At 70.4% G+C, this 25,941-nt stretch carries 19 protein-coding genes and 1 riboswitch; of the genes, 11 read left to right on the forward strand and 8 right to left on the reverse strand.

The genetic code is table 11. The features are described 5' to 3' along the window. Window positions 1–162 precede the first annotated feature (162 nt). Window positions 163–5,046 (forward strand): NAD-glutamate dehydrogenase, encoded by a 4,884-nt coding sequence (locus ABZ374_RS06845; protein WP_360307235.1) that lies wholly within the window; start codon window positions 163–165, stop codon window positions 5,044–5,046. 67 nt (window positions 5,047–5,113) lie between these two features. On the opposite strand, the gene ABZ374_RS06850 is transcribed toward ABZ374_RS06845, so the two are convergent. Continuing rightward, window positions 5,114–5,539, reverse strand: coding sequence for a hypothetical protein (locus ABZ374_RS06850; protein ID WP_360307238.1), 426 nt, complete (start codon window positions 5,537–5,539; stop codon window positions 5,114–5,116). Window positions 5,540–5,685: 146 nt separating this feature from the next. Here ABZ374_RS06850 and ABZ374_RS06855 point away from each other — a divergent pair, with 146 nt between their 5' ends. Next, window positions 5,686–5,880 carry a hypothetical protein gene (locus tag ABZ374_RS06855; protein ID WP_360307241.1) on the forward strand — a complete coding sequence of 65 codons (195 nt, stop codon included), beginning with the start codon at window positions 5,686–5,688 and terminating at the stop codon, window positions 5,878–5,880. Here ABZ374_RS06855 and ABZ374_RS06860 read toward each other — a convergent pair. From ABZ374_RS06860 to ugpC, 4 genes are read right to left on the reverse strand one after another with little or no spacing between them, the layout of a single operon-like run. Then, window positions 5,841–6,737 (reverse strand): carbohydrate ABC transporter permease, encoded by an 897-nt coding sequence (locus tag ABZ374_RS06860; protein ID WP_360307773.1) that lies wholly within the window; start codon window positions 6,735–6,737, stop codon window positions 5,841–5,843. The two genes, ABZ374_RS06855 and ABZ374_RS06860, sit on opposite strands and share 40 nt — an antisense overlap. A 20-nt stretch (window positions 6,738–6,757) precedes the next feature. Beyond that, the gene (locus ABZ374_RS06865; RefSeq protein ID WP_360307243.1) at window positions 6,758–8,119 is read right to left on the reverse strand and encodes an ABC transporter permease subunit; all 1,362 of its coding nucleotides are present in this window, start codon (window positions 8,117–8,119) and stop codon (window positions 6,758–6,760) included. 9 nt (window positions 8,120–8,128) lie between these two features. Next, window positions 8,129–9,475 carry an ABC transporter substrate-binding protein gene (locus tag ABZ374_RS06870; protein WP_360307246.1) on the reverse strand — a complete coding sequence of 449 codons (1,347 nt, stop codon included), beginning with the start codon at window positions 9,473–9,475 and terminating at the stop codon, window positions 8,129–8,131. Beyond that, window positions 9,472–10,683 carry a sn-glycerol-3-phosphate ABC transporter ATP-binding protein UgpC gene (gene ugpC, locus ABZ374_RS06875; protein ID WP_360307249.1) on the reverse strand — a complete coding sequence of 404 codons (1,212 nt, stop codon included), beginning with the start codon at window positions 10,681–10,683 and terminating at the stop codon, window positions 9,472–9,474. The genes ABZ374_RS06870 and ugpC overlap by 4 nt, the downstream gene beginning before the upstream one ends. 158 nt (window positions 10,684–10,841) lie before the next feature. Next, a riboswitch (ZMP/ZTP riboswitch) is annotated at window positions 10,842–10,930 on the forward strand. A gap of 32 nt (window positions 10,931–10,962) precedes the next feature. On the opposite strand from ugpC, the gene glyA reads away from it, so the two are divergent. Then, the gene (gene glyA, locus ABZ374_RS06880) at window positions 10,963–12,246 is read left to right on the forward strand and encodes a serine hydroxymethyltransferase (protein ID WP_360307252.1); all 1,284 of its coding nucleotides are present in this window, start codon (window positions 10,963–10,965) and stop codon (window positions 12,244–12,246) included. An 84-nt stretch (window positions 12,247–12,330) separates the two neighbouring features. On the opposite strand, the gene ABZ374_RS06885 is transcribed toward glyA, so the two are convergent. Then, a complete protein-coding gene (locus ABZ374_RS06885; RefSeq protein WP_360307255.1) occupies window positions 12,331–14,955 on the reverse strand; it encodes an FHA domain-containing protein in 2,625 nt (874 codons plus the stop codon). A gap of 278 nt (window positions 14,956–15,233) precedes the next feature. Here ABZ374_RS06885 and ABZ374_RS06890 point away from each other — a divergent pair, with 278 nt between their 5' ends. The 3 genes from ABZ374_RS06890 (at window position 15,234) to prfB (ending at window position 20,097) form a co-directional block, all read left to right on the forward strand. Further along, on the forward strand, window positions 15,234–16,736 hold the full coding sequence (locus ABZ374_RS06890) for a serine/threonine-protein kinase (RefSeq protein ID WP_360307258.1): 1,503 nt from the start codon (window positions 15,234–15,236) through the stop codon (window positions 16,734–16,736). Window positions 16,737–16,883: 147 nt separating this feature from the next. Further along, entirely contained in the window at window positions 16,884–18,947 is a 2,064-nt protein-coding gene (locus ABZ374_RS06895) for a protein kinase (RefSeq protein ID WP_360307261.1), read from the forward strand. A gap of 37 nt (window positions 18,948–18,984) precedes the next feature. Continuing rightward, entirely contained in the window at window positions 18,985–20,097 is a 1,113-nt protein-coding gene (gene prfB, locus ABZ374_RS06900) for a peptide chain release factor 2 (RefSeq protein ID WP_360307264.1), read from the forward strand. Window positions 20,098–20,449: 352 nt separating this feature from the next. On the opposite strand, the gene ABZ374_RS06905 is transcribed toward prfB, so the two are convergent. Beyond that, window positions 20,450–21,172 carry a hypothetical protein gene (locus ABZ374_RS06905; protein ID WP_360307267.1) on the reverse strand — a complete coding sequence of 241 codons (723 nt, stop codon included), beginning with the start codon at window positions 21,170–21,172 and terminating at the stop codon, window positions 20,450–20,452. Window positions 21,173–21,260: 88 nt separating this feature from the next. On the opposite strand from ABZ374_RS06905, the gene ABZ374_RS06910 reads away from it, so the two are divergent. Further along, window positions 21,261–21,452 (forward strand): LPXTG cell wall anchor domain-containing protein, encoded by a 192-nt coding sequence (locus ABZ374_RS06910; protein WP_360307270.1) that lies wholly within the window; start codon window positions 21,261–21,263, stop codon window positions 21,450–21,452. Between the two features lie 376 nt (window positions 21,453–21,828). Here the strand turns inward: ABZ374_RS06910 and ABZ374_RS06915 are convergent, their stop codons facing one another. Beyond that, complete coding sequence (locus ABZ374_RS06915; RefSeq protein WP_360307273.1) at window positions 21,829–22,017, reverse strand: hypothetical protein; 189 nt, start codon at window positions 22,015–22,017, stop codon at window positions 21,829–21,831. A 237-nt stretch (window positions 22,018–22,254) separates the two neighbouring features. Here ABZ374_RS06915 and ftsE point away from each other — a divergent pair, with 237 nt between their 5' ends. From ftsE to smpB, 4 genes are all read left to right on the forward strand, one after another. Continuing rightward, window positions 22,255–22,944: a cell division ATP-binding protein FtsE gene (gene ftsE / locus ABZ374_RS06920; protein WP_020553326.1), complete on the forward strand. Its 690-nt coding sequence runs from the start codon at window positions 22,255–22,257 to the stop codon at window positions 22,942–22,944. Between the two features lie 56 nt (window positions 22,945–23,000). Then, entirely contained in the window at window positions 23,001–23,906 is a 906-nt protein-coding gene (ftsX, locus tag ABZ374_RS06925) for a permease-like cell division protein FtsX (protein WP_360307276.1), read from the forward strand. A 201-nt stretch (window positions 23,907–24,107) separates the two neighbouring features. Next, on the forward strand, window positions 24,108–25,328 hold the full coding sequence (locus ABZ374_RS06930; RefSeq protein ID WP_360307279.1) for a M23 family metallopeptidase: 1,221 nt from the start codon (window positions 24,108–24,110) through the stop codon (window positions 25,326–25,328). Between the two features lie 57 nt (window positions 25,329–25,385). Continuing rightward, a complete protein-coding gene (gene smpB, locus ABZ374_RS06935) occupies window positions 25,386–25,865 on the forward strand; it encodes an SsrA-binding protein SmpB (protein ID WP_360307776.1) in 480 nt (159 codons plus the stop codon). Window positions 25,866–25,941 lie beyond the last annotated feature (76 nt).

A 25,941-nucleotide genomic window follows, 5' to 3' on the forward strand; every position in this document is an offset into this window, starting at 1 on the left:
CGCGGCCGCGGGCCGGGACGACGGAGTCCCGGAACCACCGCCGGTCGGACGACGTCGCCTGAAACAGGTACTCGCGACAAAGCGGGTACCGGCAATACACGGCCGGGCACGCCCGGGGACGGCAATGGTCACGCAACGGCGCGCGACAGGAGCGGCAGCATCATGCAGAGCAAGCTGGACGAGGCGAAGGCGGAGCTTCTCGCCCGAGCGGCGGAAGCGGCACGAGCGGCATCGTCACAGCACGGAGGCGGCGGGCCCGAGGGCCCGAACCGGGTGGACCTCGATGTCCTCCTGTCCCGCTATTACCGGCACACCGCACCCGACGACCTGATCGATCGCGATCCGGTCGACGTGTACGGCGCGGCGATCTCGCACTGTCGACTCGCGGCGGAGCGCCCTCAGGGCACCGCGCGGGTCCGGGCGTACACGCCCACGGTGGAGGAGAACGGTTGGGCTTCGGGGCACACCGTGGTCGAGGTGGTCACCGACGACATGCCCTTCCTGGTGGACTCGGTCACCAACGAGCTGTCCCGCCAGGAGCGCAGCATCCACGTGGTGATCCACCCCCAGCTCATCGTGCGGCGCACGATCGCCGGCGAGCTGCTGGAGATCGTGGACACCACCGACGCACACGGGGTGCCCGAGGACGCGATCATCGAGTCCTGGATGCACATCGAGATCGACCGGGAGAGCGACCGCGAGGACCTGCGCTCGGTCGAGGCGGGGTTGCAGCGCATCATCCGCGACGTGCGCGAGGTGGTCGAGGACTGGGCCAAGATGCGCGACACCTCGCTGCGGTTGGCCGACGAACTCGCGAGCGACCCGCCGGCGGCGCTGCCGGAGGAGGAGATCGGCGAGGCGTGGGAGCTGCTGCGCTGGCTCTCCGAGGACCACTTCACCTTCCTCGGGTACCGCGAGTACGACCTGGTGTGCGAGGACGACGAGGACGTGCTGCGCGCGGTGCCCGGTACCGGTCTCGGTATCCTGCGCGCCGACCAGGACCTGTCCGCGTCCTTCAGCCGGCTCTCCACCCAGGCACGCGCGAAGGCCCGGGAAAAACAGCTGCTGATCCTGACCAAGGCCAACTCGCGGGCGACCGTGCACCGCTCGGCCTACCTCGACTACATCGGCGTGAAGAAGTTCGACGCGGCCGGCAACGTGGTCGGCGAGCGTCGCTTCCTGGGGCTGTTCAGCTCCGCCGCGTACACCGACAGCGTCCAGCGCATCCCGGTGGTGCGCCGCAAGGTGCACGCGGTGCTGGACAAGGCCGGCTTCCCGCCGGTCAGCCACGACGGCCGGGACCTGCTGCAGATCCTGGAGACCTACCCGCGCGACGATCTGTTCCAGATCGCCGTGGACGAGCTGCACGACATCGTGATCAGCGTGCTCTACCTCCAGGAGCGCCGCCGGTTGCGGCTGTTCCTGCGCAAGGACGAGTACGGCCGGTTCTACTCGGCCCTGGTCTACCTGCCGCGTGACCGGTACACCACCGAGGTCCGGCTCAAGATGCAGGACATCCTGCTCGCCGAGCTGGCCGGTTCGGTGGTCGACTACACCGCGCGCAACACCGAGTCCGTGCTCGCGCGCCTGCACTTCACGGTGCGCGTGCCCACCGGCGCCGAACTGGGCGACCCGGACGTGGACTACATCGAACGACTGCTGGCCGAGGCCACCCGCTCGTGGATCGACGACTTCGGCGAGGCCCTCGTCGCCGAATGCGGCGAGGAGAGCGCGGCCGAGCTGTCCCGGCGCTACGCGCACGCGTTCAGCGAGGGCTACAAGTCCGACTTCCCGCCCCGGACCGCGGTGGCCGACCTCAAGCGGATCGAGGAGCTGACCCCCGAGGCGGACTTCAAGCTGCACCTGTACGAGCCGATAGGAGCACTGCCGGGCGAGCGGCGGTTCAAGATCTATCGCTCCGGTGGGCACGTGTCGCTCTCCGAGGTGCTGCCGATTCTGCAGCGCATGGGTCTGGAGGTCGTCGACGAGCGGCCCTACGAGCTGCGCCGCGCCGACGGGACCGTGGCGTGGGTGTACGACTTCGGCCTGCGTTACGACGCGACGTCGATGTACGGGCAGCCCGAGGACGTCAAGGAGCTGTTCCAGGACGCGTTCTCGGCGACCTGGACCGGGCGGGCGGAGAACGACGGGTTCAACGCCCTGGTCTTCCGGGCCGGGCTGACCTGGCGCCAGGCGATGGTGCTGCGTGCGTACGCCAAGTACCAGCGGCAGGCCGGGACCACCTTCGGGCAGGAGTACATCGAGGACGTCCTGGTCTCCAACCCGCACACCACGCGGCTGTTGGTGAACCTGTTCGAGGCCCGCTTCTCGCCGGGCCACCAGCAGGCCGGCACCGAGCTGGTGGACGGCATCGTCGAAGCCATCGAGGGCGCTCTGGACCAGGTGGCCAGCCTGGACGAGGACCGCATCCTGCGTTCCTTCCTGGCGATGGTCAAGGCGACCCTGCGGACCAACTTCTTCCAGCACCGCGAGGACGGCGAGGCGCACGACTACCTCTCGCTCAAGTTCGACCCGCAGGAGATCCCGGACCTGCCCGCGCCGCGGCCCAGGTTCGAGATCTTCGTCTACTCGCCCCGGGTCGAGGGTGTGCACCTGCGCTTCGGCGCGGTCGCGCGCGGCGGACTGCGCTGGTCGGACCGGCGCGAGGACTTCCGCACCGAGATCCTGGGCCTGGTCAAGGCGCAGATGGTCAAGAACACGGTGATCGTGCCGGTCGGCGCCAAGGGCGGCTTCTTCTGCAAGCAACTGCCCGACGCCTCGGACCGCGAGGCGTGGCTGGCCGAGGGCATCGCCTGCTACCGCACCTTCATCGGCGCGCTGCTCGACATCACCGACAACCTGGTGGACGGCGCGGTCGTGCCGCCGGCGGACGTGGTGCGCCACGACGCGGACGACACCTACCTGGTGGTGGCCGCGGACAAGGGCACCGCGACGTTCTCCGACATCGCCAACGAGGTGGCGCAGGCGTACGGCTTCTGGCTGGGCGACGCGTTCGCCTCCGGCGGCTCGGCGGGCTACGACCACAAGGGCATGGGCATCACCGCGCGCGGTGCGTGGGAGTCGGTCAAGCGGCACTTCCGCGAACTGGGTCACGACACCCAGACCGAGGACTTCACCGTGGTCGGCATCGGGGACATGTCCGGTGACGTGTTCGGCAACGGCATGCTGCTGTCCGAGCACATCCGACTGGTCGCCGCCTTCGACCACCGGCACATCTTCCTGGACCCGAACCCGGACGCGGCGGCCTCCTTCGCCGAGCGGCGCCGGTTGTTCGACCTGCCGCGCAGCTCGTGGGCGGACTACGACAAGGAGCTGATCTCGGCCGGCGGCGGGGTCTACCCGCGCACCGCCAAGTCGGTGCCGATCAGTGCCCCGGTGCGTCAGGCGCTGGGGCTGCCGGCCGGGATGATCCGACTCACCCCGGCCGACCTGATGAAGGCGATCCTGAAGGCCCCCGCGGACCTGTTCTGGAACGGTGGAATCGGCACCTACATCAAGTCGAGCGGCGAATCGCACGCCGACGTCGGCGACAAGGCCAACGACGCGATCCGGGTCAACGGCGCCGATCTGCGGGTCAAGGTCGTCGGCGAGGGCGGCAACCTGGGTTGCACCCAGCTCGGTCGGGTCGAGTTCGCGCTCGCCGGCGGCCGGATCAACACCGACGCGATCGACAACTCGGCGGGCGTGGACACCTCGGACCACGAGGTGAACATCAAGATCCTGCTCAACCAGGTAACCGCCGCCGGCGACATGACCCTCAAGCAGCGCAACGAGCTGCTCGCGGCCATGACGGACGAAGTCGGACACCTGGTGTTGGCCGCCAACTACGGCCAGAACTGCGCGCTGTCCAACGCGGTCTCCCAGGCCGGCAGCCTGCTGCACGTGCACATGCGGTACATGCGCCGGCTGGTGCGCGACGGGCACCTCGACCGGGAGATCGAGTTCCTGCCCACCGATCGGCAGTTGCGCGAGCGGCAGCAGAACGGGCAGGCGATGACCCAGCCCGAGCTGGCCGTGCTGCTGGCGTACACCAAGATCGTGATGGCCCAGGACCTGATCGCCTCGGACCTGCCGGACGACCCGTTCCTGGCACGGGAGTTGTACCGCTACTTCCCCAGCGCGCTGCGGGCGAGGTTCGTCGAGCAGATGGACCGGCACCCGCTGCGCCGGGACATCATCACCACCGTCGTGGTCAACGAGGTGGTCAACCTGGCCGGTCTCTCGTTCATGTTCCGCATGCGCGAGGAGAGCGGCGCGTCGGCGGAGGAGGTGGCCCGGGCGCACATCACCGCGCGGGAGATCTTCGGCGTCGATCGCATCATGGGCGCGATCGCGGCGCTGGACAACAAAGTCCCGGCCGAGATGCAGACCACGCTGCGGCTGCACAGTCGGCGGCTGATCGAGCGGGCCACCCGCTGGTTCCTGGGCAGCCGGCGCGAGATCGACATCGCCGCGCAGGTGGAGTTCTTCCGGGACGGGGTGGCCGAGGTGGTCGCACACCTGCCCAAGGTGCTGCGCGGCTCGGACCTGGCCTGGATGGACGGGCTGTACGAGGAGTTCACCGGGGCCGGCGTGCCGACCGAACTGGCCACCGCGGTGGCCGGGATGTCCTCGGCGTACGCGGCGCTGGACATCGTCGAGGTGGCCCGCGATTCCGAGCGTGCGGTGCTCGACGTCGCGCAGGTGTACTTCGACATCGCCGACCGGCTGCCGATCGCGTACCTGCTCGACCGGATCATCGAACTGCCGCGCAGCGACCGGTGGAAGTCGATGGCCCGCGCTTCGCTGCGCGAGGATCTGTACGCGGCACAGGCCGGGCTCACCGCGGAGGTGCTCGGTTCCGGGGACCCGGACGACAGCCCGGAGTTGCGGTTCAAGGCGTGGGAGCACAAGAACGCGCCGGTGCTCACCCGGGCACGGTCCACGCTGGACGAGTTGCAGGAGGCGGAGAACTACGACCTCGCGACGCTCTCGGTCGCTATGCGGACGATCCGTACGCTGCTGCGGACCGGTAGCAAGAGCTGATCGGTGCGCAAGCGCCGCCGGCCCGGAACCCGCCGGGGTTCCGGGCCGGCGGCCTGTTCGGGCCCGACTACGGTTCGAGCATCAGCAGTTCGTGGTGGCTGCGTTCGCGCACCGCCCACCAGCACGGCAGGTAGATCACCGCGGGCAGGCCGGCCACCAGGATCGACCAGGTCGGGCAGTTCATCAGTGCCGCCACCAGTGCGACGAATACGTGGATCAGGCCCACCGCGGCCGCCCGGGCGAGTGCCCCGGTGCCGCGCCGCATCGCGTCGCGCACCCCGGCCACGCCCATGCCGCAGACCACCGCGACACCCGCGCACAACACCGACGCGATCAGCAGCAGGTCGCCGAGCCCTTCCAGGCTCTTGCGGTCGTCGCGCACCGCGAACGACATGATCGCCAACGTGACGGCGGTCGCGCTCATCAGCACCGTCTCGACGGCCAGCGCGATCAGCAGGGTTCGCAGAAAACCGATTCGACGATTTCCCCTCATAGTTCCCCCGAAATGACGTTTGCCCCCCGTTCGGTACACCCCCGAGCCGGTTCCGAAGCGGCGGGGAGCACCCTACGCCTTCGGACGATGCCACACGGAATCCCGTTCCCGAAGTCGGGTCGGTAACGATGGCGGTACGAAACACGGTGGGAAACACGAAGGCCGCGGGGTTCGTCCGGGCGTTGCCGGACGGCCCCGCGGCCTTCGCCGCGATGTCCTCGGGACGTCGATCGAGCGCCGGCAACCTGCGCGACGACGTGCTCGACGACGTGCTCGACGACCTGATCGACCCCCTGCTCGACTACTTGACGGCGCCCGCCATCACGCCCTGGACGAAGTAGCGCTGGAAGCTGAAGAAGACGATCACCGGGACGATCAGCGACAGGAAGGCGCCGGGTGCCAGCACGTCGATGTTGGCGCCGAACGCCCGGGATTGGGACTGCAACGCGACGGTCAGCGGCGCCGATTCGGTGTCCGCGTAGATCAACGCGATCAGCATGTCGTTCCACACCCACAGGAACTGGAAGATGCCCAGCGACGCGATGGCCGGCAGGCCCAGCGGCAGGATGACCCGGAAGAAGATGGTCAGGTCGGTGCCACCGTCCATCCGGGCGGCCTCCAGCAGGTCGCGGGGGATGCCCGCGAAGTAGTTGCGCAGCAGGAACACCGCGAACGGCAGGCCGAAGGCGACGTGGAAGAGCACCACGCCCGCGATGGTGCCGAACAGGCCGGTGTCGCCGTACAACTTCGAGATCGGGATCAGCGCGACCTGTACCGGCACCACCAACAGGCCGACCACGATCAGGAACAGCCAGTCCCGACCGGGGAATTCCAGCCACGCGAAGGCGTAGGCCGCGAGCGAGCCGATCAGGATCACCAACAGCGTGCTGGGCACGGTGATCCAGATCGTGTTGAAGAACGCCCGGGTCATGTCCTTGTTGTCGAGCAGCTTGTCGTAGTTCGAGAAGGTCAGGTCGCTCGGTTTGCCCAGCACCTTCCACCAACCGGACTTGCTCATCTCCTGCGGGTCGCGCAGCGAGGAGACGAGCAGACCGAAGGTGGGCATCAGCCAGAACAACGCGATCAGCACGAGTGCGACCGCCGCCAGGCCGCCGCCGGTGCGGCCCACGATCCGGGAGGCCAGGCCGCGCTTGATGCCTCCCTCCCCGCCCACCGGTGGTTGTCGAGGCTTCGTCAGGTCGGGGGCTGCGGACGCGCTCACCGGTTCTCCCTTCGGAAGCGTCGGATGTTGAACAACATCGCCGGCAGTACCAGCAGGAAGAGCAGGATGCCGATGGCGCTGCCCAGGCCCTGGTTGTTGCCGCCGCCGAAGGAGGCGATGTACATCTGCAGGGCCAGGACGTTGGCCTCCTTCTGCGACGAGCCCAGCGAGATGATGTACACCAGGTCGAAGATCTTGAGCACGTTGATCACCAGAGTGACCATCACCACCACCAGCACCGGGGACAGCAGCGGGATGGTGACCCGGCGGAAGACCTGCCATTCGGTCGCGCCGTCCACGCGCGCGGCCTCCAGCGCGTCCCTGGGGATCGCGGCCAGGCCCGCCGCGATCAGCACCATCGCGAAGCCCGCCCACATCCAGATGTAGGCGCCGATGATCGCGGCGGTGATCAGGTTCGGCCCGAGCCAGTCGTAGCCACCGAAGGACTTGGCGAAGTTGCCCTCGGTCAGCCGCAGTTGCACCGGGCCCTCGCGGGCGGCGGAGGCGGGCATGGTGAACGAGCCGTCCTTGCCGGTGGTCGCGCTCGCGACGGTCCTCCCGCCACGCACCGCCTCGACCCGGACGCCCGGCAGGCCCTTCTCGCCGGGATCGACCACGCCCGGCTTGCCCGCGTTGCCCTTGCTGAAGTCGACCCACACCACGCCGCCGAGTCCGCCGGCGGCCGGCACCCCGGGCCTGGCGTCCCGCGCGTCGCCGGGAATCTTTTCCGCGGGCAGGGAGACCAGCGGCAGCAGTGCGGTGCCGCCCGGCCCGGTGCCGGCCCGGGTGACGAAGCCGCCGCCCTGAGGGGTGAGCACGGTGTCGTTGCGTGGGCGGGCACCCGGATACGGCGCGCCCTCGCTGAAGATGTCGTGCACGCTCGTGATCACCGCGTTGGCCACGCCCTGGTCGGGCTCGCGGTCGTAGACGAGCCGGAAGGTGATGCCCGCGGCCAACATGGACACGGCCATCGGCATGAAGACGATCAGCTTGAACGCCGTGGCGAACCTGACCCGTTCGGTCAGCACCGCGAAGATCAGGCCGAGCGAGGTGACCGCGGCCGGTACCACCAGGACCCAGATCAGGTTGTTCTCGAGTGCGGTGAAGGTGTCGTCGTCGGTGAACAGTTCCTTGTAGTTGTCGATCCCCACGAAGTCCGACCAGCCGTCCGCGCCGAACAGGCTGCGCAACAACGACCACACGATCGGATAGGCGACCAGGACGGCGAGCATGACGATGGCCGGCAGCAGGAACAGCCAGCCCAACAGGGCGCCCGAACCGAGCCCGCGCGACTCGCGCGCGGGCATCGGCTTCGTCTTCTCGGGCACCGCGACCGGTACGGGTGCCTTGTCACTCATGGCAGCGGATCACCCGCCCGCGTATGCCTTGGCGGCGTCCGCTTCGAGCTTGCTCTGCGCCCCGGCCACGTCCGAGGGGTTGCGCAGGAAGTCCTGGAGGTCGCGCCATTCGCCCTCACCCTTGGTGCCGCCGAACGCGGCCGGTGCCTGGTCGGAGAGGTCGAAGCGGAAGTCGTCGCCCGCGCCGATCAGGTTCTTGGCGATCCCGCGCGTGGTGTCGTCGCGATAGGCGGCGAGGTCCAGGTTCTTGTTCGGTGAGAGGTAACCACCCTGCTGTGCCCACACCTTGGCGGCGTCCGGCGAGGCCAGGTACTTGAGCAACGCCTGCGCGCCGGGGGAGTCCTTCATCGCCACGGCCACGTCGCCGCCGGTGACCACCGGCGCCTTGCCGGTGCCGACCGCCGGGAACCCGAAGAACTTCGCGTCGGTGCCGATCTTGGCCTTGGTGTCCTTGATGATGTTGGTGCCGATGAAGTCGCCGCCGGAGATCATCCCCGCCTTCGGCGGGTCGCCGAACACCTGGGGCACCGAGGCCGGGAACTCGGTCTGGAGCACACCGCCGCTGCCGCCGGGGAACCAGTCGCCCTTGCCGAAGACCTGGGCCAGGGTCTCCAGGGCGGTCTTGACCGAGGGGTCGGTCCACGGGATCTTGTGCTGGGCCAACTGGTCGTACTTCTCCGGGCCGGCCTGGCTCAGGTAGATGTTCTCGAACCAGTCGGTGAGCACCCACCCGTCGGCGCCGCCGATGGCGAACGGCGGGGTGCCGGAGTCGGAGATCAGGCCCGCGTTCTTGAGCAGGTCCTCCCAGGATTTGGCCTCGGTCGCGCCCGCGTTCTCGTAGACCTTGGCGTTGTACCAGACCAGCGACTTGTTGGCGCCCTTGTAGTAGACGCCGTAGAGCTTGTCCTGGTACGAGCCGAGCTTTTGCCACTGGCTCGAGAAGTTGGCCTGCACGGCCTGCTGCACGTCGGCCGACAGTGGCTTGATCCAGCCCTTTTGGGCGAACTGTTGGAGTACGCCCGGCTGGGCCAGGAACGCCACGTCCGGCGGCGCGTTGCCCTCGACCCGTTGGCCGAGGAAGGTGGAGGCGCTGTCGCCGGTGGGAATGAACTCGGTCTTGGCTCCGGTGCGCTTCTCGAAGTCGGCGAGCACCTTCTTGAACGCCGCCTGCTCGTCACCGGTCCACACCGCGGCCACGCTCACCGTGGTCCCGTCGAGCCGGGGTACGGCCGGCGCGCCGCTCCCGCTCGGCGTCGAGTCGCCCTTCTTGCCCTTGTCGTCACCGTCGTCGCTACAGGCCGCGAGACCCATGGCGAGCATCGAGGCGACCGCCAAGGCGCCCACGAACCGCTTCACGCATCCTCCGTTATGGACAGACCCGTTTCCGGGTCGAAGAAGTGCAGCCGATCGGTTGCCACCCGCATCACCACGTCGGCGCCCTCGCGCGCCCGGGTCCGCGGCCCGAAGCGGGCCACCAACTCGGAATGCGCCGCGTCGGCGTCCGGCACCGTGTCCTCCGCGCCCACGTCGCGCGCCAGTTCCTGGACGTCCTCGGTGACCGCCGGAGGCGCGTCCAGGCGCATGTGTACGAGCACCTCCGAGCCCATCGCCTCGACCAGGTCGGCCTCGGCGCGCAGGACGGCGCCCTCGACGGGCTCGGCGCCCTCCAGGGCGGTGTCGTGCAGATCCTCGGGACGGATCCCGACGATCAGCGAACGCTCCCGGTAGCCGGCCAACGCCGGGCGCGCGGCGAGCACGTCGGGGTGCACGGTCAGTCGTTGGCTGCCGATGTCCACGGTGGCCCCGCCCGCGTCGTCGTGGTGCAGGGTGCCGGTCATCAGGTTCATCGCGGGCGAGCCGATGAAGCCGGCCACGAACAGGTTGACCGGGTGGTCGTACAACTCCTGCGGTGGGGCGACCTGTTGCAGAACGCCCTTCTTCATCACCGCGACCCGATCGCCGAGGGTCATCGCCTCTGTCTGATCGTGCGTCACATACAGCGTGGTGACCCCGAGTTCGCGGGTCAGCCGGGCGATCTGGGCGCGCATCTGCACGCGTAGCTTCGCGTCGAGATTGGACAGCGGTTCGTCCATCAGGAACGCCCGCGGCTCGCGCACGATGGCCCGACCCATCGCCACCCGCTGACGTTGGCCGCCGGAGAGTTGCCGCGGTTTTCGGCCCAGATGTTCCTCCAGGCCCAGGGTCCGCGCCGCGTCGCCGACCCGTCGGCGGATCTCGTCCTTGGGCAACTTCCGCAATCGCAAACCGAATCCGATGTTGTCCCGGACATTGAGATGCGGATACAGCGCGTAGCTCTGGAACACCATCGCCACGTCCCGATCGCGGGAGGGGACGTGGTTGACGACTCGGTCGCCGATGCTGATCGTGCCCTCGCTGATCTCCTCCAGGCCGGCGACCATCCGCAGCGCGGTGGTCTTCCCGCATCCGGAGGGACCGACCAGGACCAGGAACTCCCCGTCGGCGACCGTCAGATCGAGCGAGGTGACCGCCCGTGTGCCATCCGTGTAAAGCTTTCCGACTCCAGCAAGAACCACTTCCGCCACGAATTCCCCCGAGGGTGGACAGATCCCGCCTACCGATGTCCTGTGGTACGCCTGGTGTGGCGTCGACCACAACCCCTGCCCGGAGCAACGAGCCTTATTCGTGACTTTCGATCATCACTGCGTAATGGGGCGACGGGGGCCGGTCGCGCTCCGTATGCTGAACGGGTCGCGACTGGCGTCTGCGTGGGATCGACCACGAGGAAGCGGCAGTTCCACCGACGCGGTGTCGTCCGCCTGGGCACCCGGATCACATCGATTGTGAACCGAGCCGGAGGACGCATGGACGACCACGTGCAGACGAACGACCGTCGGGACGAACTGGACCGCACCGACCCGGAGATCGCCGCCCTGGTGCGCGCCGAGGAACTGCTCCAGCAGGACACGCTGCGCCTGATCCCGAGTGAGAACTACGTCTCCGCCGCCGTCCTGGCGGCGACCGGGACCGTGCTCACCAACAAGTACTCCGAGGGCTATCCGGGCCGGCGGTACTACGAGGGCCAGCAGAACATCGACCCGATCGAGATCATCGCCCGCGACCGGGCGCGGGCGTTGTTCGGCGTGGAGCACGCCAACGTGCAGCCGTACTCCGGCTCACCGGCCAACCTCGCGGTCTACCTCGCCTTCGCCCGGCCCGGTGACACGGTGTTGGGCATGGCGTTGCCGATGGGCGGGCATCTCACCCACGGCTGGGGCGTGTCCGCGACCGGCACCTGGTTTCGCGGGGTCCGCTACGGCGTACGGGCCGACACCGGGCGCACCGATCTGGACGAGGTGCGCGATCTCGCGCTGCGCGAGCGGCCCCGGATCATCTTCTGCGGCGGTACGGCGGTGCCGCGCACGGTGGACTTCGCCGGGTTCGCGGCGATCGCCCGCGAGGTGGACGCGATCCTGGTCGCGGACGTGTCGCATATCGCCGGGCTGATCGCGGGTGGGGTGCATCCCTCGCCGGTCGGGCATGTGGACGTGGTCTCCACGACCACGCACAAGACGCTGCGGGGCCCGCGTGGGGCGATGTTGATGTGCCGCGCCGAACATGCCAAGGCGATCGACAAGGCGGTCTTCCCGGGCCTGCAGGGTGGGCCGCACAACAACACCACGGCGGCCATCGCGGTGGCGCTGCGCGAGGCCGATACCGACGAATTCCGGGCCTACGCGCGGCAGGTGGTCGCGAACGCGAAGCGGCTCGGGGAGGAACTCGCGGAGCGCGGCTTCGAGTTGGTGTCGGGCGGGACGGACAACCATCTGCTGCTGGTGGATCTGACCCGGCGCGGGGTGGCCGGGAAGGTCGCGGCGAAGGCGCTGGATCGGGCCGGGATCGTGGTCAATTACAACACCGTGCCGTTCGACACCCGGTCGCCGTTCGATCCGTCCGGGATTCGGATCGGTACGCCCGCGCTCACGTCGCGCGGGTTGCGCGAGTCGCACATGTCGCTGATCGCGGGGTGGATGGATCGCATCGTGACGGGGGCGGCGGCGGGGTCGTCGGAGGAGGAGATCGCGGTGGTTCGGGCCGAGGTGCGCTTGTTCCTGAGCGGGTTTCCGGCGCCCGGGTTGCCTGTGTAGTCGGTTGGGTCGGGGGAGTTCGCCCGCCCGCTGCGGTGCACGACCGCGGGGCCGCCTGGTGGGCCCCGCGGCCCGGTGGGCGGGTCAGCGGGCCTTGCGGGCGAGGTGTTCCAGGGCGGGCCACAAGGGGGTTTGCAGGGGGGTGCCGAGTTGTTCCGCCGCTCGGCGGACGGCGCCGGTGAGCAGGGCCAGGTCGGTGGGGCCCTTGCCGCCGCCCACGGGCGTGGGGCGTCGGGCCAGGCGGTTGCCCATCTCCTGCCACTCCTGGCGCACCACGGTGGGCCGCAGGGTGGCTGTGCGCGGCATCCGGCCGGTCACCCGGCCGCCCTGGAACGGGACGACGGCGCCGTCTCGCCCGCGCACGAAGCCGCGGCCGGGATAGTCCTCGTCCACGGCCGCCGCGTCCTCGACGTCGATCAGCACCCGGGAAGCCTGCGGGTCGTCCACCCGCAGGGCGATCCGCAGCTCGGCGGCCGCGGCGGCCTCGATCTCCGGGGTGCGGGCAGGCCGGCCGGTGGTCACCAGCAGGTGCACGCCGTGCGGGCCGCCGCGGTGGGCCACGTCGGCGAGGCTCTTGACGAAGCCGGGGTACGCCTCGGCCAGCAGGTCTATGTCGTCCACCGCCACCACCAGCCGGGGCAGCGGCCGACCCGGGCCCGGTCGGTACGCCTCGAACGGGGCACCGCGCAACAGCCCCTCGCGGCGGTCCAGTTCGTCCCGCACCGCGGCGATCGCAGCGCCGGTCGCCGGGATGTCCGCGTCGGCGATGTAGCCCACCACGTGTGGCAGCTCGGAGAGCCCCTGCGGGCCGCGGACCAGCGCGATGGCCAGCTCGTCCGGCCGATTGGCCACCGCGAGCGAGCACAACACGGACGCCAACAACTCGGAGCGGCCGGAGCCGGCGGCCCCGCCGATCACCACGTGCGGACCGTCGGCGGACAGGTCCACGGCGACCGCGCCGCGCGCGTCCGAGCCGAGCACCGCGCGCGGTGAGCGGCCCGCCTCGCGCCAGCCGGCCAACAGCTTGGCGGGGGTGAGCAGGTCCAGATTGAGCAGGTCGAGCAGCCGCACCGACTCCGGCAGCGGCGAGGTGACCCGGCGGGTGGCCTCGCGCAACGGGGCCAGGGCCCGGGCGAAGCGGTCCGCCCACGCGGACGACACCGCGTCCGCGACCACGTCCTCCACGCGCCGGGTGCCCGGCCCGATCAGGTCGATCCGGGTGCCGACCTCGCCGGTGACGTGCGCGACCGCCGAGCACTGCGCCGGCAACTCCTCGGCCCGCTCGTCCAGGCACAGCGCGTGTACGCCCGCCGCCGGTCCCTCGACCAGGAGCCGGACGATCTCCGGGCGGGCGGCCAACCGGCCCGCGCCGTCCAGGATCACCACCGTGCGCCGGACCGGAACCCGCTCGGCGGTGTCTATGCGATCGAGCAACTCGCCCGCGCGCGCCCGCACCTGGTCCGTCCCCAGACCGACCAGGAGCCGGCAGTCCTGACCCTCGCCCGGCCGCAGGTGCGGCAGCCAGCGGGCCCAGGACCAGTCGCCGGCGGTGCCGGGATCCGCGCACAGTACGACCAGCTCCACGTCCTGCGGTCCGTGCAGTCCGGCGAGTTGAGCCACCACCGAGCGGGCCAGGCCCAGCAACCGGGGTCGGTGTCCGGTCAGGCCGAGCACGGTGTCCTTGAGCGAGACGGTGACCGGGACCGAGAACGCGGTCAGCCTGCGTTCCTCGCCGTCGGTGCCCGCGACGGTCGAGGGCTCCACCAGGGTCACCCGCGAGGGCAGGTCGCCGACCCCCAGGCGCACGCCGAGCGCCTCCGGGTGGCCGGCCGCACGTTCCCACAGCCGGCCCGCCGGCCCCGGCTCACCGGTGGCCAGCGCGTCCAACAGCAGTGTCGCCGGGTCGGGCGACTGGTCGCGGCGCCAGCGCACCTCGTCGAGCAGCGCCGAGCGGGCGGCCGCCTCGATCGTCTCGCGCTCGGTCCCGGCGACCTTGCGGCGCAGCGCGAACGGCCGGCGTCGGCCCCCGCTCTCCTCGGGCAGTTCGAAGCGGGCCCGGGCGGGCACCGGCAGTTGGGCCCGGGCGGTGCGGCGCACCTCGATGTGCCCGGTGCCGTCGGCCCGGGCGCGGGCGCCGGTGTCGTCCTCGGGGGAGCCGTAGGGCTGGGGCAGGAAGGTCTGCAGGGTGGACTCGCCGACCCGCAACAGCGAGCCCGGCGGCAACTCGACCGGTTCGCGGCCGATCGGCATCCCGTCCACGGTGGTGCCGTTGGTCGAGCCGAGATCGGCGATCCGGATCCGGCCGGGCTCTATCCACAATTCGGCGTGCAGGCGGGACAGGTCGGGATCGCCGAGGCGCACCTCGGCCTCCGGCGCGCGGCCGATCCGTACCCCGCCCTGGTGCAGCAGGTGCACACCGCCCGCGTCCGGCCCGCCGACCACGCGCAACTGCGGGGAGCCGGCCGAGGGCGACGGCGAGCCGAGCGCGTCGACGGTGATCAGCGCGCCGTCCACCAGCGGCGGCCGACCCACGAGGGTGTCGTCGCGCAGCCGGATGTCGCCCACCCAAAAGCGTTGGCCCTCGGTCCCGGAGGCGGTTCGCAGTGCGCCCGCTATTCCCGCGAAGGTCGTCCCGGACGGCGCGGTGACGAGCACGTCGGCGCCCGGTCCGGTCCGCTGCGGGCCGTGCACGGTGAGCCGGATCTGCATGCGCGCCTCCCTCCTCCGAGCAGAAAACAAGAGGCATCCTCGCACCCGCGACCGTCATGTCGCCCACGGCCGGACAGACGACGGATCTTGTCCGAATTTCGACCGGAAAGGACCGGGTCGCCGGCGAATCGCCCGAACGTGATACCGATCCGAGCCACCCTCGTCACCGAGTATGGGTCGCACACGCTCCGGGCACCGGAGCCGAACCGTACCTGGGGTCGATGCGTCCCAAGCGGAGTACCACCTAGGGTGGAAGGCAACCCGGCACCACCGCCCAGGTGGCGGACAGGACAGTGGGGAGCGTCGTGGACCGGCCGGTCGGCAGCAAATATCTGCTCCAGGAAACCCTGGGGCGCGGAGCCAGTGGCACCGTCTGGCGCGCGAGCGTGCGCGATTCCGGCGAGATCGTCGCGGTCAAGGTGCTGCGCGAGGAGTTGAGCACCGACCCGGACGTGGTCACCCGCTTCCTGCGCGAGCGCTCGCTGCTGCTCAACCTGCGCCACCCCAACCTGGTGCACGTGCGCGACCTCGTCGTCGAGGGCGAGACGCTCGCCCTGGTGATGGACCTGATCGACGGCCCCGATCTGCGCACCTACCTGCGCGAGAACGGCCCGTTGCCACCGGCCGCCGCCGCCTTGACGATGGCTCAGATCTGCGACGCGCTCAGCGTGACGCACGCGGACGGGGTGATACACCGGGACCTGAAACCGGCCAACATCATGCTCGCCCGCAACGGCGACTCGCTCTACCCGATGCTGACCGACTTCGGCATCGCCCGCCTCGCCGACTCGCCCGCGCTCACCCGCACCCACGAACTCGTCGGCACGCCCAGCTACGTCGCGCCCGAGACCGCCGAGGGCCGCCCGCTCACCCCGGCCGTGGACGTCTACGCGGCGGGCGTGGTGCTCTACGAACTGGTGGCCGGACACCCGCCGTTCCGGGACACCAACCCGATCGCGCTGCTGCACCACCACCTGACCGAGGTACCCACCCGCGCGGCCGGCATGCCCGACGCCTACTGGCTGATCACCGAGCGCTGCCTGGCCAAGCGACCCGAGACCCGACCGGACGCGGCGGGCCTGGGCCGCGCCCTGCGGCTGGCCGCCGACATCGTCGCCGGCGTCCGGCCCGACGACGGCTCGCTCGCCCAGGTGCTGGCCGCGAGCGCGTTCGGCGCGCAGGCCGGGGCCGCCGACCCCACCCGCGCCCTGCCGCAGACCCAGGTCGGCTATCCGACCCCGCCGACCACGCCGCCGCCGACCCCGCCGGGCGTACCCAACGCGACCCGGGTGATGAGCACCCAGCCGCCCGGCTATCCACAACCGCCGCAGCACTACCCGCCGCAGCCGGTCCGGGCCGAGCCGGTGCGGCAACAGGCCGGGCCGGCCGCCGCGCCGCCGCCGCTCGCCGACCCCGGACCGCCGCCCCCGCCGCCGCCGCGCTACCGACGCGAGGAGGCGCCCGAGCGCGAGCCGCGGCGCCGCGACCGCGCCGTACGCGAACCGCGCGAACCCAGGGAACGCGAGCCCGAGCCCCGCGACCGCGAACCACGCCGCCGCCGCGGCTTCCGGCTCTCCAGCATTCCGGGCGTGGGCTGCACCATCGGCTGCCTGCTGCGGCTGGTGATCCTGGGCGCGATCCTGTTCGCCGTCTACTGGTTCAGCCCGCTGCGCGACTGGGTGCACTCCGCTATCGACGGATTCGATACCGTTCGAGGCTGGTACGACAGTGTCAAGGACTTCGTCACCGGCGGCGACAACGGCGGCGACACCAAGAATTGACGCATAGTCATCCCTATCGCCCGTGTCGAGGACGACCTCGTACACGCCGTCCCACCCGACGGTCCCCGCATCCGGGGCCCGGCCGCGTAGGGTGCGGTCGGGGAAGTCCGCTGTGAGCACCACGCTCGCTGGGTCCACGGAGCTGCTTTGGCACGCAAGATCGGTAGCCGATACGTCGCCCTGAAGGTGCTCGGGCGCGGCGCCAGCGGGACCGTCTGGCAGGGCGAGGGACCCGAGGGACCCGTCGCGATCAAGCTGTTGCGCGAAGACCTCGCGTCCGACCAGGTGTTGGTCGCGCGCTTCGTCCAGGAGCGCACCGCGCTGACCAGCCTGGACCACCCCAACATCGTGGGCGTGCACGACCTGGTCGTCGACGGCACCGACCTCGCGCTGGTGATGGACCTGGTGATCGGCCCCGACCTGCGCGCCCGGCTGGAGCGCGAACGGGTGCTCACCCCCCGGCTGGCCGCCGCCATCGTGGCCGACGTCGCGGACGGCCTGTCCGCCGCCCACGCCGAGGGCGTGATCCACCGCGACGTCAAGCCCGAGAACATCCTGATCGACAACTCGGCCGGGGTCTCCCGGGCCCGACTCACCGACTTCGGCATCGCCCGCCTGGTCGACGCGCCGCGCCGCACCCGGGCCACCCGGATCATCGGCACGCCCGACTACCTGGCCCCCGAGATCATCGAGGGCCTCCAGCCGACCGCCGCCGTGGACGTGTACGCGCTGGCCACCGTGCTGTACGAACTGCTCACCGGCTGGACGCCGTTCGGCGGCGGCCACCCCGGCGCGGTGCTGCGCCGGCACGTCACCGAACCGGTGCCGGGCATTCCCGGCCTGCCCGACCCGCTCGCCGCCGTACTCGCGTCCTGCCTGTCCAAGGCCCCCGCGGCCCGGCTGACCGCCCGCGAATTCGGCGAACGGCTGCGCTCGGCACTGCCCGCGCTGATCGGCCTGCCCGCGTTCGACGTGCCCGACCCCAACGGGAACGTCGGCCGCCAGGACACCCCCGTGCCCCGCCCGGCCGGCGTGGTTCCGCTGGTCTCCGGCACCTCGGAGGCCGCCGACGGCAGCCGGGACACGCACACCAACCTGACCCGCCCGGTGTTCGACGGAGCGGTGCCGGTGCAGTCGCACCGGCGCGGCAAACCGGGCCGGCGCGAGGGCGGCGCACGCCGCCGGCTGATCCCGGCGATCTGCGGCGTACTCGCCGTCGCCGCGGTCGGCGCGGGCGCGGTGTGGTTCACCCGGGACGAGGGCACCCCGACCCGACCCGCCGGACAGACCTCCGCCACCCCGCGACCGGTCCCCTCCGGGAGCGCCGCCGGCTCGGCCGGACCCACCTCGGGGCGCGCCGGCGGCTACACCTGGGCCGCGTTCGCGCCGCTGCCCGCCGCCCCGGTGCTGCTCCAGGGCGGCCCGGCGGTGACCCGGACCGATGCCGAGCACAGCTACGTGGTGCAACGCGACGGCGAGGGCGCCCTGTGGTACCTCGGCAGCGACGGGCCGCGCTGGGGCGAGTGGCGCAGGCTGCCCACCTTCCGCACCGGCGACGATCCCGCCGCGGTCAGCGCCGCGCCCGGTCGGATGGACGTGTTCGCGGTCGGTTCGACCGACAAGCTGCTCTACCGGGCCACCTTGACCGAGGGCCGATTCGGCGAGTGGACCAGGACGGACACCAGGACCAAACTCGCCGGCGCGCCCGCCGCGGTCGTCACCGGTGATCGCATCGACATCGTCGCGCGCACCGGCAGCGACGGCCTGGCCGCCGGATCGCTCACCGGGGCCGGCTGGAGCGGCTTCACCACGGTGCCCAGCGCGGGGCGGATCGAGGCCGCGCCCGCGCTCGCCACCGGCGCCCCCGGCACGCTCGACGCGTTCGTGGTGCGCGCCGGCGACCACGCGGTGTTGCACATCCCCTTCGTCGACGGCGGCTGGCGCGAACCCGAACGGGTCGGCCTGGCCGCCTCCGCCCGCCCGGCCGCCGCCTACAGCCAGGGCCGCGGCCTGGTCGTGCTGGCCCGCGACGGCAACGGCCGGCTGCTCGGCGCGGTGCCCGGCGAGGGCGGCTGGCGGCCGGTCGACCCGAACACCGCCACCGCCGACGCCCCCGGCGCGGTGGCCGCCGGACCCGACCGGGTGGACGTGTACATCCGGGCCGACAACGGCCGACTGCAGGCCGCCTCGTCGAGCCCGGACGCGGGCTGAGTCCGAGTCCGGCCCATCGTCCACTTAGGATGGTGGGGTGGCTGCCGTTGATCCTTCCGAAGAGCTCAAGTCCGTCGAATCGACCATGACGTCGATCGAGGCCGTCCTCGACCTCGACAAGATGCGGGCCGATGTGGCCGCGCTCAACGAAAAGGCGGCTGCGCCGGACCTGTGGGACGACCCCGAAGCTGCCCAGAAGGTGACGAGCCGGCTCTCGTTCCTCCAGGGCGAATTGCGCCGGGTCGAAGACCTGCGCCGGCGGCTGGACGACGTCAACGTGCTGTTCGAGCTGGCCGAGGCCGAGGACGACGCGGACACCCGCACCGAGGCCGAGAACGAGCTCACGTCGGTGCACAAGGCGGTCGGCGAACTCGAGGTGCGCACGCTGCTCTCGGGCGAGTACGACTCGCGTGAGGCACTGGTGACCATTCGCTCCGAGGCCGGTGGCGTGGACGCCGCCGACTTCGCCGAGATGCTCCTGCGGATGTACACCCGCTGGGCCGAGCGGCACGGCTACCCGACCGAGGTCTACGACACGTCCTACGCCGAAGAGGCCGGCATCAAGTCGGCCACCTTCGCGGTCAAGGTGCCGTACGCGTACGGCACGCTGTCCGTCGAGCAGGGCACGCACCGACTGGTGCGGATCTCGCCGTTCGACAACCAGGGCCGCCGACAGACCTCGTTCGCGGGCGTCGAGGTGCTGCCGGTCGTCGAGCAGAGCGACCGCGTCGACATCGACGAGTCCGAGCTGCGGGTGGACGTCTACCGTTCGTCCGGTCCCGGTGGCCAGGGCGTCAACACCACCGACTCGGCCGTGCGCATCACGCACATCCCGACCGGCATCGTGGTGTCCTGCCAGAACGAGCGCTCGCAGATCCAGAACCGCGCCTCCGCGATGGCGGTGTTGTCCGCCAAGCTGCTGGAGCGGCAGCGCCAGGAGGAGCAGGCCCGGATGAACGCGCTCAAGGGCGAGGGTTCGTCCTGGGGCAACCAGATGCGTTCGTACGTCCTGCACCCGTATCAGATGGTCAAGGACCTGCGCACCGAATTCGAGGTGGGCAATCCGCAGTCGGTGCTCGACGGCGAAATCGACGGTTTCATCGAGGCCGGAATCCGCTGGCGCAAGACGCAGCAGACCGCCGCCGCGTAGCGGGTCGGCGGGCGATGCCGACGCCGGTTTCGACCCCGACGAAAACGGGGCAACAACCCGATTCGTGACCCCGAGGGCCTCCGTGTATTCGCGGGGGCCTTCGTGGTATGCCGCGTTGCGCTTTCGTGCCGATTTTCTCGGCGAATCGGAATTAACCCCGCAACCCTCTCCGAACGCCCTTGACGCGGCATCCGCCCGGTTACCAGTCTGAACGGCGGCATTACCACGACGCATCCGATCGGAGTCCGAGGCGCATCGACAGATGGCACGGACGAGCGTCGAGGTGATGCCCAACGGCGTTTGGGACCCCACCCGCGCCGGCGCGGATACGGGGATCTCATCCAACTGGGGGTTAATTGATGACAACCAAAATGCGCGTCCGGACGGCTCGGATAGCCGCCGCCGCGCTGTTCGCGGCGGGCGCGTCCTTCGCGGTCGCGGGCGTCGCGAGCGCGACGGACGGTTCGGACGGGTGCGAGCAGACGCACACCTGCCCGGGCGGCGAGACCGAGGGTTCGACCACGGGCAGCACCGCCGGTAACACCACCGGCGGCACCGTCGTGGGAGCCACCACGGGCGGCACCATCGTGGGTGCGACCACCGGTACCACGTCGGGTTCGACCACGGGCAACAGCACCTCGGGTTCGACCACGGGCAACACCACGTCCGGTGCGACCGGTAACACCACGTCGGGTTCGACGACCGGTGAGACCACGTCGGGTTCGACCACGGGCAACACGACGTCCGGTTCGACCACGGGTAACACCACGTCGGGTTCGACGACCGGTGAGACCACGTCGGGTTCGACCACGGGCAACACGACGTCCGGTTCGACGACCGGCAACACGACGTCCGGTTCGACGACCGGCAACACCACGTCGGGTTCGACCACGGGCAACACCACCTCGGGTTCGACCACCGGGAACAGCACCTCGGGCAGCTCCGGCGCGGCCACATCCGGTGGCGGCACCACGGGCGGTGGCAACACCACCAAGGGCAACTCGGGCGGTTCCGGCGGTACTTCGAAGGGCAGCACGGGCGGCAACACCGGTGGCGGCAACACGTGTGACGCCACGCACGCCTCCGGCGGCCTGGACCTGAACTGCGGCGGCGACGGGAACACCCGCACCACCAGCGGCAACGGCGACCAGCAGAACGCGCCTGTGCGCGACTTCGGCGGCGGCGACACCGCTCCGGCGGCGCAGCAGCCCGCGAACAAGGAACTGGCCTCGACCGGTTCGGGCGCCAACATGGCGTTCCTGATCGTCGGCGGTGCCGCGATGGCGGCCGGTGGCTTCACCTTCACCGTGCTGCCCGCGCGACTCAAGCGCCGTCAGCAGGCCTCCGCGGCCTGAGCCGAAGACTTGTGCCCCGGCGCGGCGGTTCCGGGGCACTGAATCCGCCGTCCCGGCGTTCCGAGCCGGGCGCACCGCGTCATCGCGAGTGCGTCTGTGAAACGGTCGGCTCGGGACCACGGACGGTGGGCGGCACCGCGGTACGACGCCGGGCTCAGGCCCGGCATCGAGAACGGGGCGCCCGCTCGGATCGGTACGCGTCGACAGGGCCCTGTCGACAGGATCGATCCGGGTTCCGGAAGCTGCGGAGCGCCGCTGTACAGCGCGAAGGCCCTGGGGGCACCCAGGGCCTTCGTGTCGTCTCGGGGGGTTGTTCTCGGCCTTCGTCGCGCGTCCGGCTCGTCGTATCCGGCCCGGCGACTCGTCTTACGGCGGCTCAGCCGCCCACGCGGGCCAGCAGCAGCGCGCACACCAAGACCAGCAGTGCGAGGGCCGCGAGCATGGCCGGATTGAGGTTGATTCCGCTCGAGCGCCGGAGCCGTTCGCGGCTCGCTCGGCACGTCGGACAGCGACCCTCGGTGACCAGGCCGGCACAGTTCGCGCACACCAGGCGGTCCAAGGTCATCTCGACTCCTCCGCCTCGATTTGCTCCACTATCACGCATCGCTACCCATAACGCTCACGACGCGGTGGGAAGTTCCCGTCCCCTTCCACTGTGCCGCTTACACTCACGGAATGGCCATGCCCGACGACCACTCTGTTCGAGCCTGGGCGCCCGGCCCCGGACAGTGTGGTCCCTTGGCCCCCTCTGTGCCCCCAGCCGTATGCCCTGCCCCCTACACTGGCGCACCGTGATGCAACCGTGATCCGATTCGACAACGTCAGCAAGACCTACCCGAAGCAGCCGCGCCCCGCGTTGCACGACGTCTCCCTCGAAGTGGAGAAGGGTGAGTTCGTCTTCCTCGTCGGGTCCTCGGGCTCGGGTAAGTCCACCTTCCTGCGGCTCGTCCTCAAAGAGGAACGACCATCGCTGGGCAACATCTTCGTGGCCGGCAAGGACCTCGGTCGGTTGTCCAACTGGAAGGTGCCGGCCCTGCGCCGTCAGGTGGGCACCGTCTTCCAGGACTTCCGCCTGCTCCCCAACAAGACGGTCTATCAGAACGTCGCGTTCGCGCTCGAGGTGATCGGCAAGCCCCGAGGCACGATCCGCAAGGTGGTACCGGAGGTTCTGGACCTGGTGGGCCTGGGCGGCAAGGAAGACCGCATGCCCGGCGAACTGTCCGGTGGTGAACAGCAGCGCGTGGCGATCGCGCGTGCCTTCGTGAACCGGCCGATGATCCTCATCGCCGACGAGCCCACCGGCAACCTCGACCCGCAGAACAGCGTCGGCATCATGAAGCTGCTCGACCGGATCAACCGGACGGGCACCACGATTCTGATGGCCACGCACGACCAGGCGATCGTGGACCAGATGCGCAAGCGCGTCATCGAGCTGGAGCAGGGCCGACTGGTCCGCGACCAGTCTCGCGGCGTGTACGGCTACCAGCACTGATCCACCGGACCACCACGGCGCGGCAGTCCGGCCGCGCCCCTAGCGACTAGGACATCATGCGCGCCCAGTTCGTCCTCTCGGAGATCGGAGTCGGTCTCCGCCGGAACCTGACCATGACGATCGCGGTGATCGTCAGTGTCGCGCTGTCCCTCACGCTGGCCGGAGCGGGTCTGCTGCTGCGCGTTCAGGTGAACGAGATGAAGGACTTCTGGTACGACCGGGTCGAGGTCTCGATCTTCCTGTGCGGCAAGAGCGACCACGGCCCCGGGTGCGAGGGCGGCGAGGTCTCGAACGAGCAGCGCGAGGGGTTCCGTCAGGAACTCAGTCGGATGGCCCTCGTGGAGAAGACCTACTACGAGACCAAGCAGGAAGCGTTCCAGCACTTCAAGGACCAGAACAAGGAATCGCCGCTGTCCGGCAGCGTGACCGCCGACCAGTTGCCGGAATCCTTCCGGGTCAAGTTGAAGGACCCGACCAAGTACCAGGTCGTGGCGAGCGCGTTCGCGGGCAGACCGGGCGTGCAGTCGGTCCAGGACCAGCGCAAGATCCTGGAACCGTTCTTCAAGCTGCTGAACAACGCGCAATGGGCCGCGATCGGCGTGATGGGCTTCATGCTCCTGGTGGCGATTCTGCTGATCGTCAACACGGCCCGGGTCTCGGCGTTCAGCCGTAGGCGGGAAACGGGCATCATGCGACTCGTCGGCGCGTCGAATCTCTACATCCAATTGCCGTTCATCATGGAATCCGCCATCGCCGGCCTGCTGGGCGGTGCGCTGGCCTCCGGTCTGTTGAGCACCGGGTTCTTCTTCGGCGTCAAGAAGGGGCTCGGGCAGCAGTTCAACGCATTCGAGTTGATCGGGTGGGGGCCGGTGCTGGCCACCCTGCCGTTGCTGGTCGTCTTCGGGGTGTTGATGTCCGCGATCGCGTCGTTCTTCACGCTCCTCAAGTACCTCAAGGTCTGACCTTCGTCCGATCCCGGGATCCGCGTGCGGATCCGCTTCGAAGGCCCTGTTCCGCCGCGGCGGAACAGGGCCTTCGAACGTCTGTATGCGACCGGATGGGTTCGTATTACTTCCATACCGGTGTGGGTCGTGGCAATCATCGACGATTGCGCGTTTCTTGTGATCATGGGAGGAATTCGGACGAGGCGACTCGGATTGTCGGTGCTCGTGGTGATCACGGCCGCCGCGGTGGGTTTCGTGCCCGCGTACGCCGACGGCGACGACGGCGACGCGCACGTGCGAAAGCAGCGTGCCGACGTCGCGGCCAAGGACATGCGGGCCGACCTGGACGCGTCGCTGGCCCGCCTGGCCACCGCGGAGACCGCGTACGCGGAGGCCGAGGCGGCCAGGCCGGGTGCCCGGGCGGCCCTGGACCAGGCCCGGGCGCGGGTGGCCCGGGCGCAGGCCCGCAGCGCCGAACTGGCGCACGGCGTGGAACTGGCCCGGGCCGCGGTGGCCACCGCCGAGGCCGAGCTGCGCGATGTGGCGGCGGCGACCCAGGCGGTGCGCGAGGACGTCACGCGGCTGGTGGGTCGGGCGTACCGCAACGGCGCAATGGCGCAGTTGTCGATGATCCTGCGCGCGCAGACCCCGGCGGAGCTGCTGAGCAATCTCCAGGGATACCGGCAGATGCTCCAGGCGGACCACGAGACGATCGCGCGGCTGGAGCGCACCCGCGACGCGATCGACCTGCGGCGGGCCGAGCTGGAGCGCCGGCGGGAGGAGGCCCGGGTCCGGCACGCGGAGGCCGGGCGACAACTGGTCGAGGTGGTCGCGCTGGAGAAGGCCGCGAACGACGCGGCGGCCAGGGTGACCGCGCTGGCGGCGCAACGCGAGGCGGCGCTGGTCACCGCGCGTGAGGAGAAGGCGGCCGACCAGCAGCGCTACGAGGCGATCCGGGCCGAGCAGAAGCGGCTGACCGAGCTGGTGAACCGGAGCAACGCGCCGGCCGCCGCGAGCGGTCGCCCGGCCGCGTCCTCGATGCAGGGCGGCGCGCTGTCCCACCCGGTGCGCGGCCCGGTCAGCTCGGACTTCGGGATGCGTTACCACCCGATCCTGGAGTACACGAAGCTGCACACCGGCACCGACTTCGCCGTCCCCGAGGACACCTCGGTGACCGCCGCCCGCGCGGGCACGGTCGTGCAGACCGGCTACAACGCGGCGTACGGCTACCGCGTGGTGCTCTCGCACGGGCGGGTCGGCGGGGTCGCGCTGACCACGACCTACAACCACCTGTCCCGGATCACCGTGCGCGAGGGGCAGCGGATCCCGCGCGGCGATCAGGTCGGCCGATCGGGCAACACCGGCTGGTCCACCGGCGCACACCTGCATTTCGAGGTGCTCGTGGACGGCGACTTCGTCGACCCGGCACTGTGGTTGTGAACGGCGTGGGGCCGGGCGGGTAATGAGCTTGCGGCGATGCGCGAGAATGCAGGGATCATGGCGAAAGAGACCGGGCGCAAGCTCATCGCGCAGAACAAGAAGGCGCGGCACGACTACCTCATCGAGGACACCCTCGAAGTCGGCCTCGTCCTGACCGGCACCGAGGTCAAGTCGTTGCGGGCCGGCAAGGCGTCCCTGGTGGACGGCTACGCCAGCATCGACGGCGGCGAGGTGTGGCTGCACAACGTGCACATCTCGGAGTACTCGCAGGGCACGTGGACCAATCACACGGCGCGGCGCAAACGCAAGCTGCTGTTGCACCGGCACGAGATCGAGAAGCTGATCCAGGAGACCCAGGAAACGGGTCACACCCTGGTGCCGCTCAGCCTGTACTTCAAGGACGGTCGGGCCAAACTCGAACTGGCGCTGGCCAAGGGCAAGAAGAACTACGACAAACGACAGACCCTGCGCGAGCAGCAGGACCGGCGCGAGACGGAGCGCGTGATGTCGAAGTACGTGCGCGGCCGCCGAGCGTGACCCGCCGGGAATGAAGTGGACCGGTCCGACGTTGGACCGTACGATGTGCGTGGTTCGGGCCGAGCAGGTGTGGCGG

Source organism: Embleya sp. NPDC005971 (genome assembly GCF_040629175.1).
GTDB lineage: Bacteria > Actinomycetota > Actinomycetes > Streptomycetales > Streptomycetaceae > Embleya.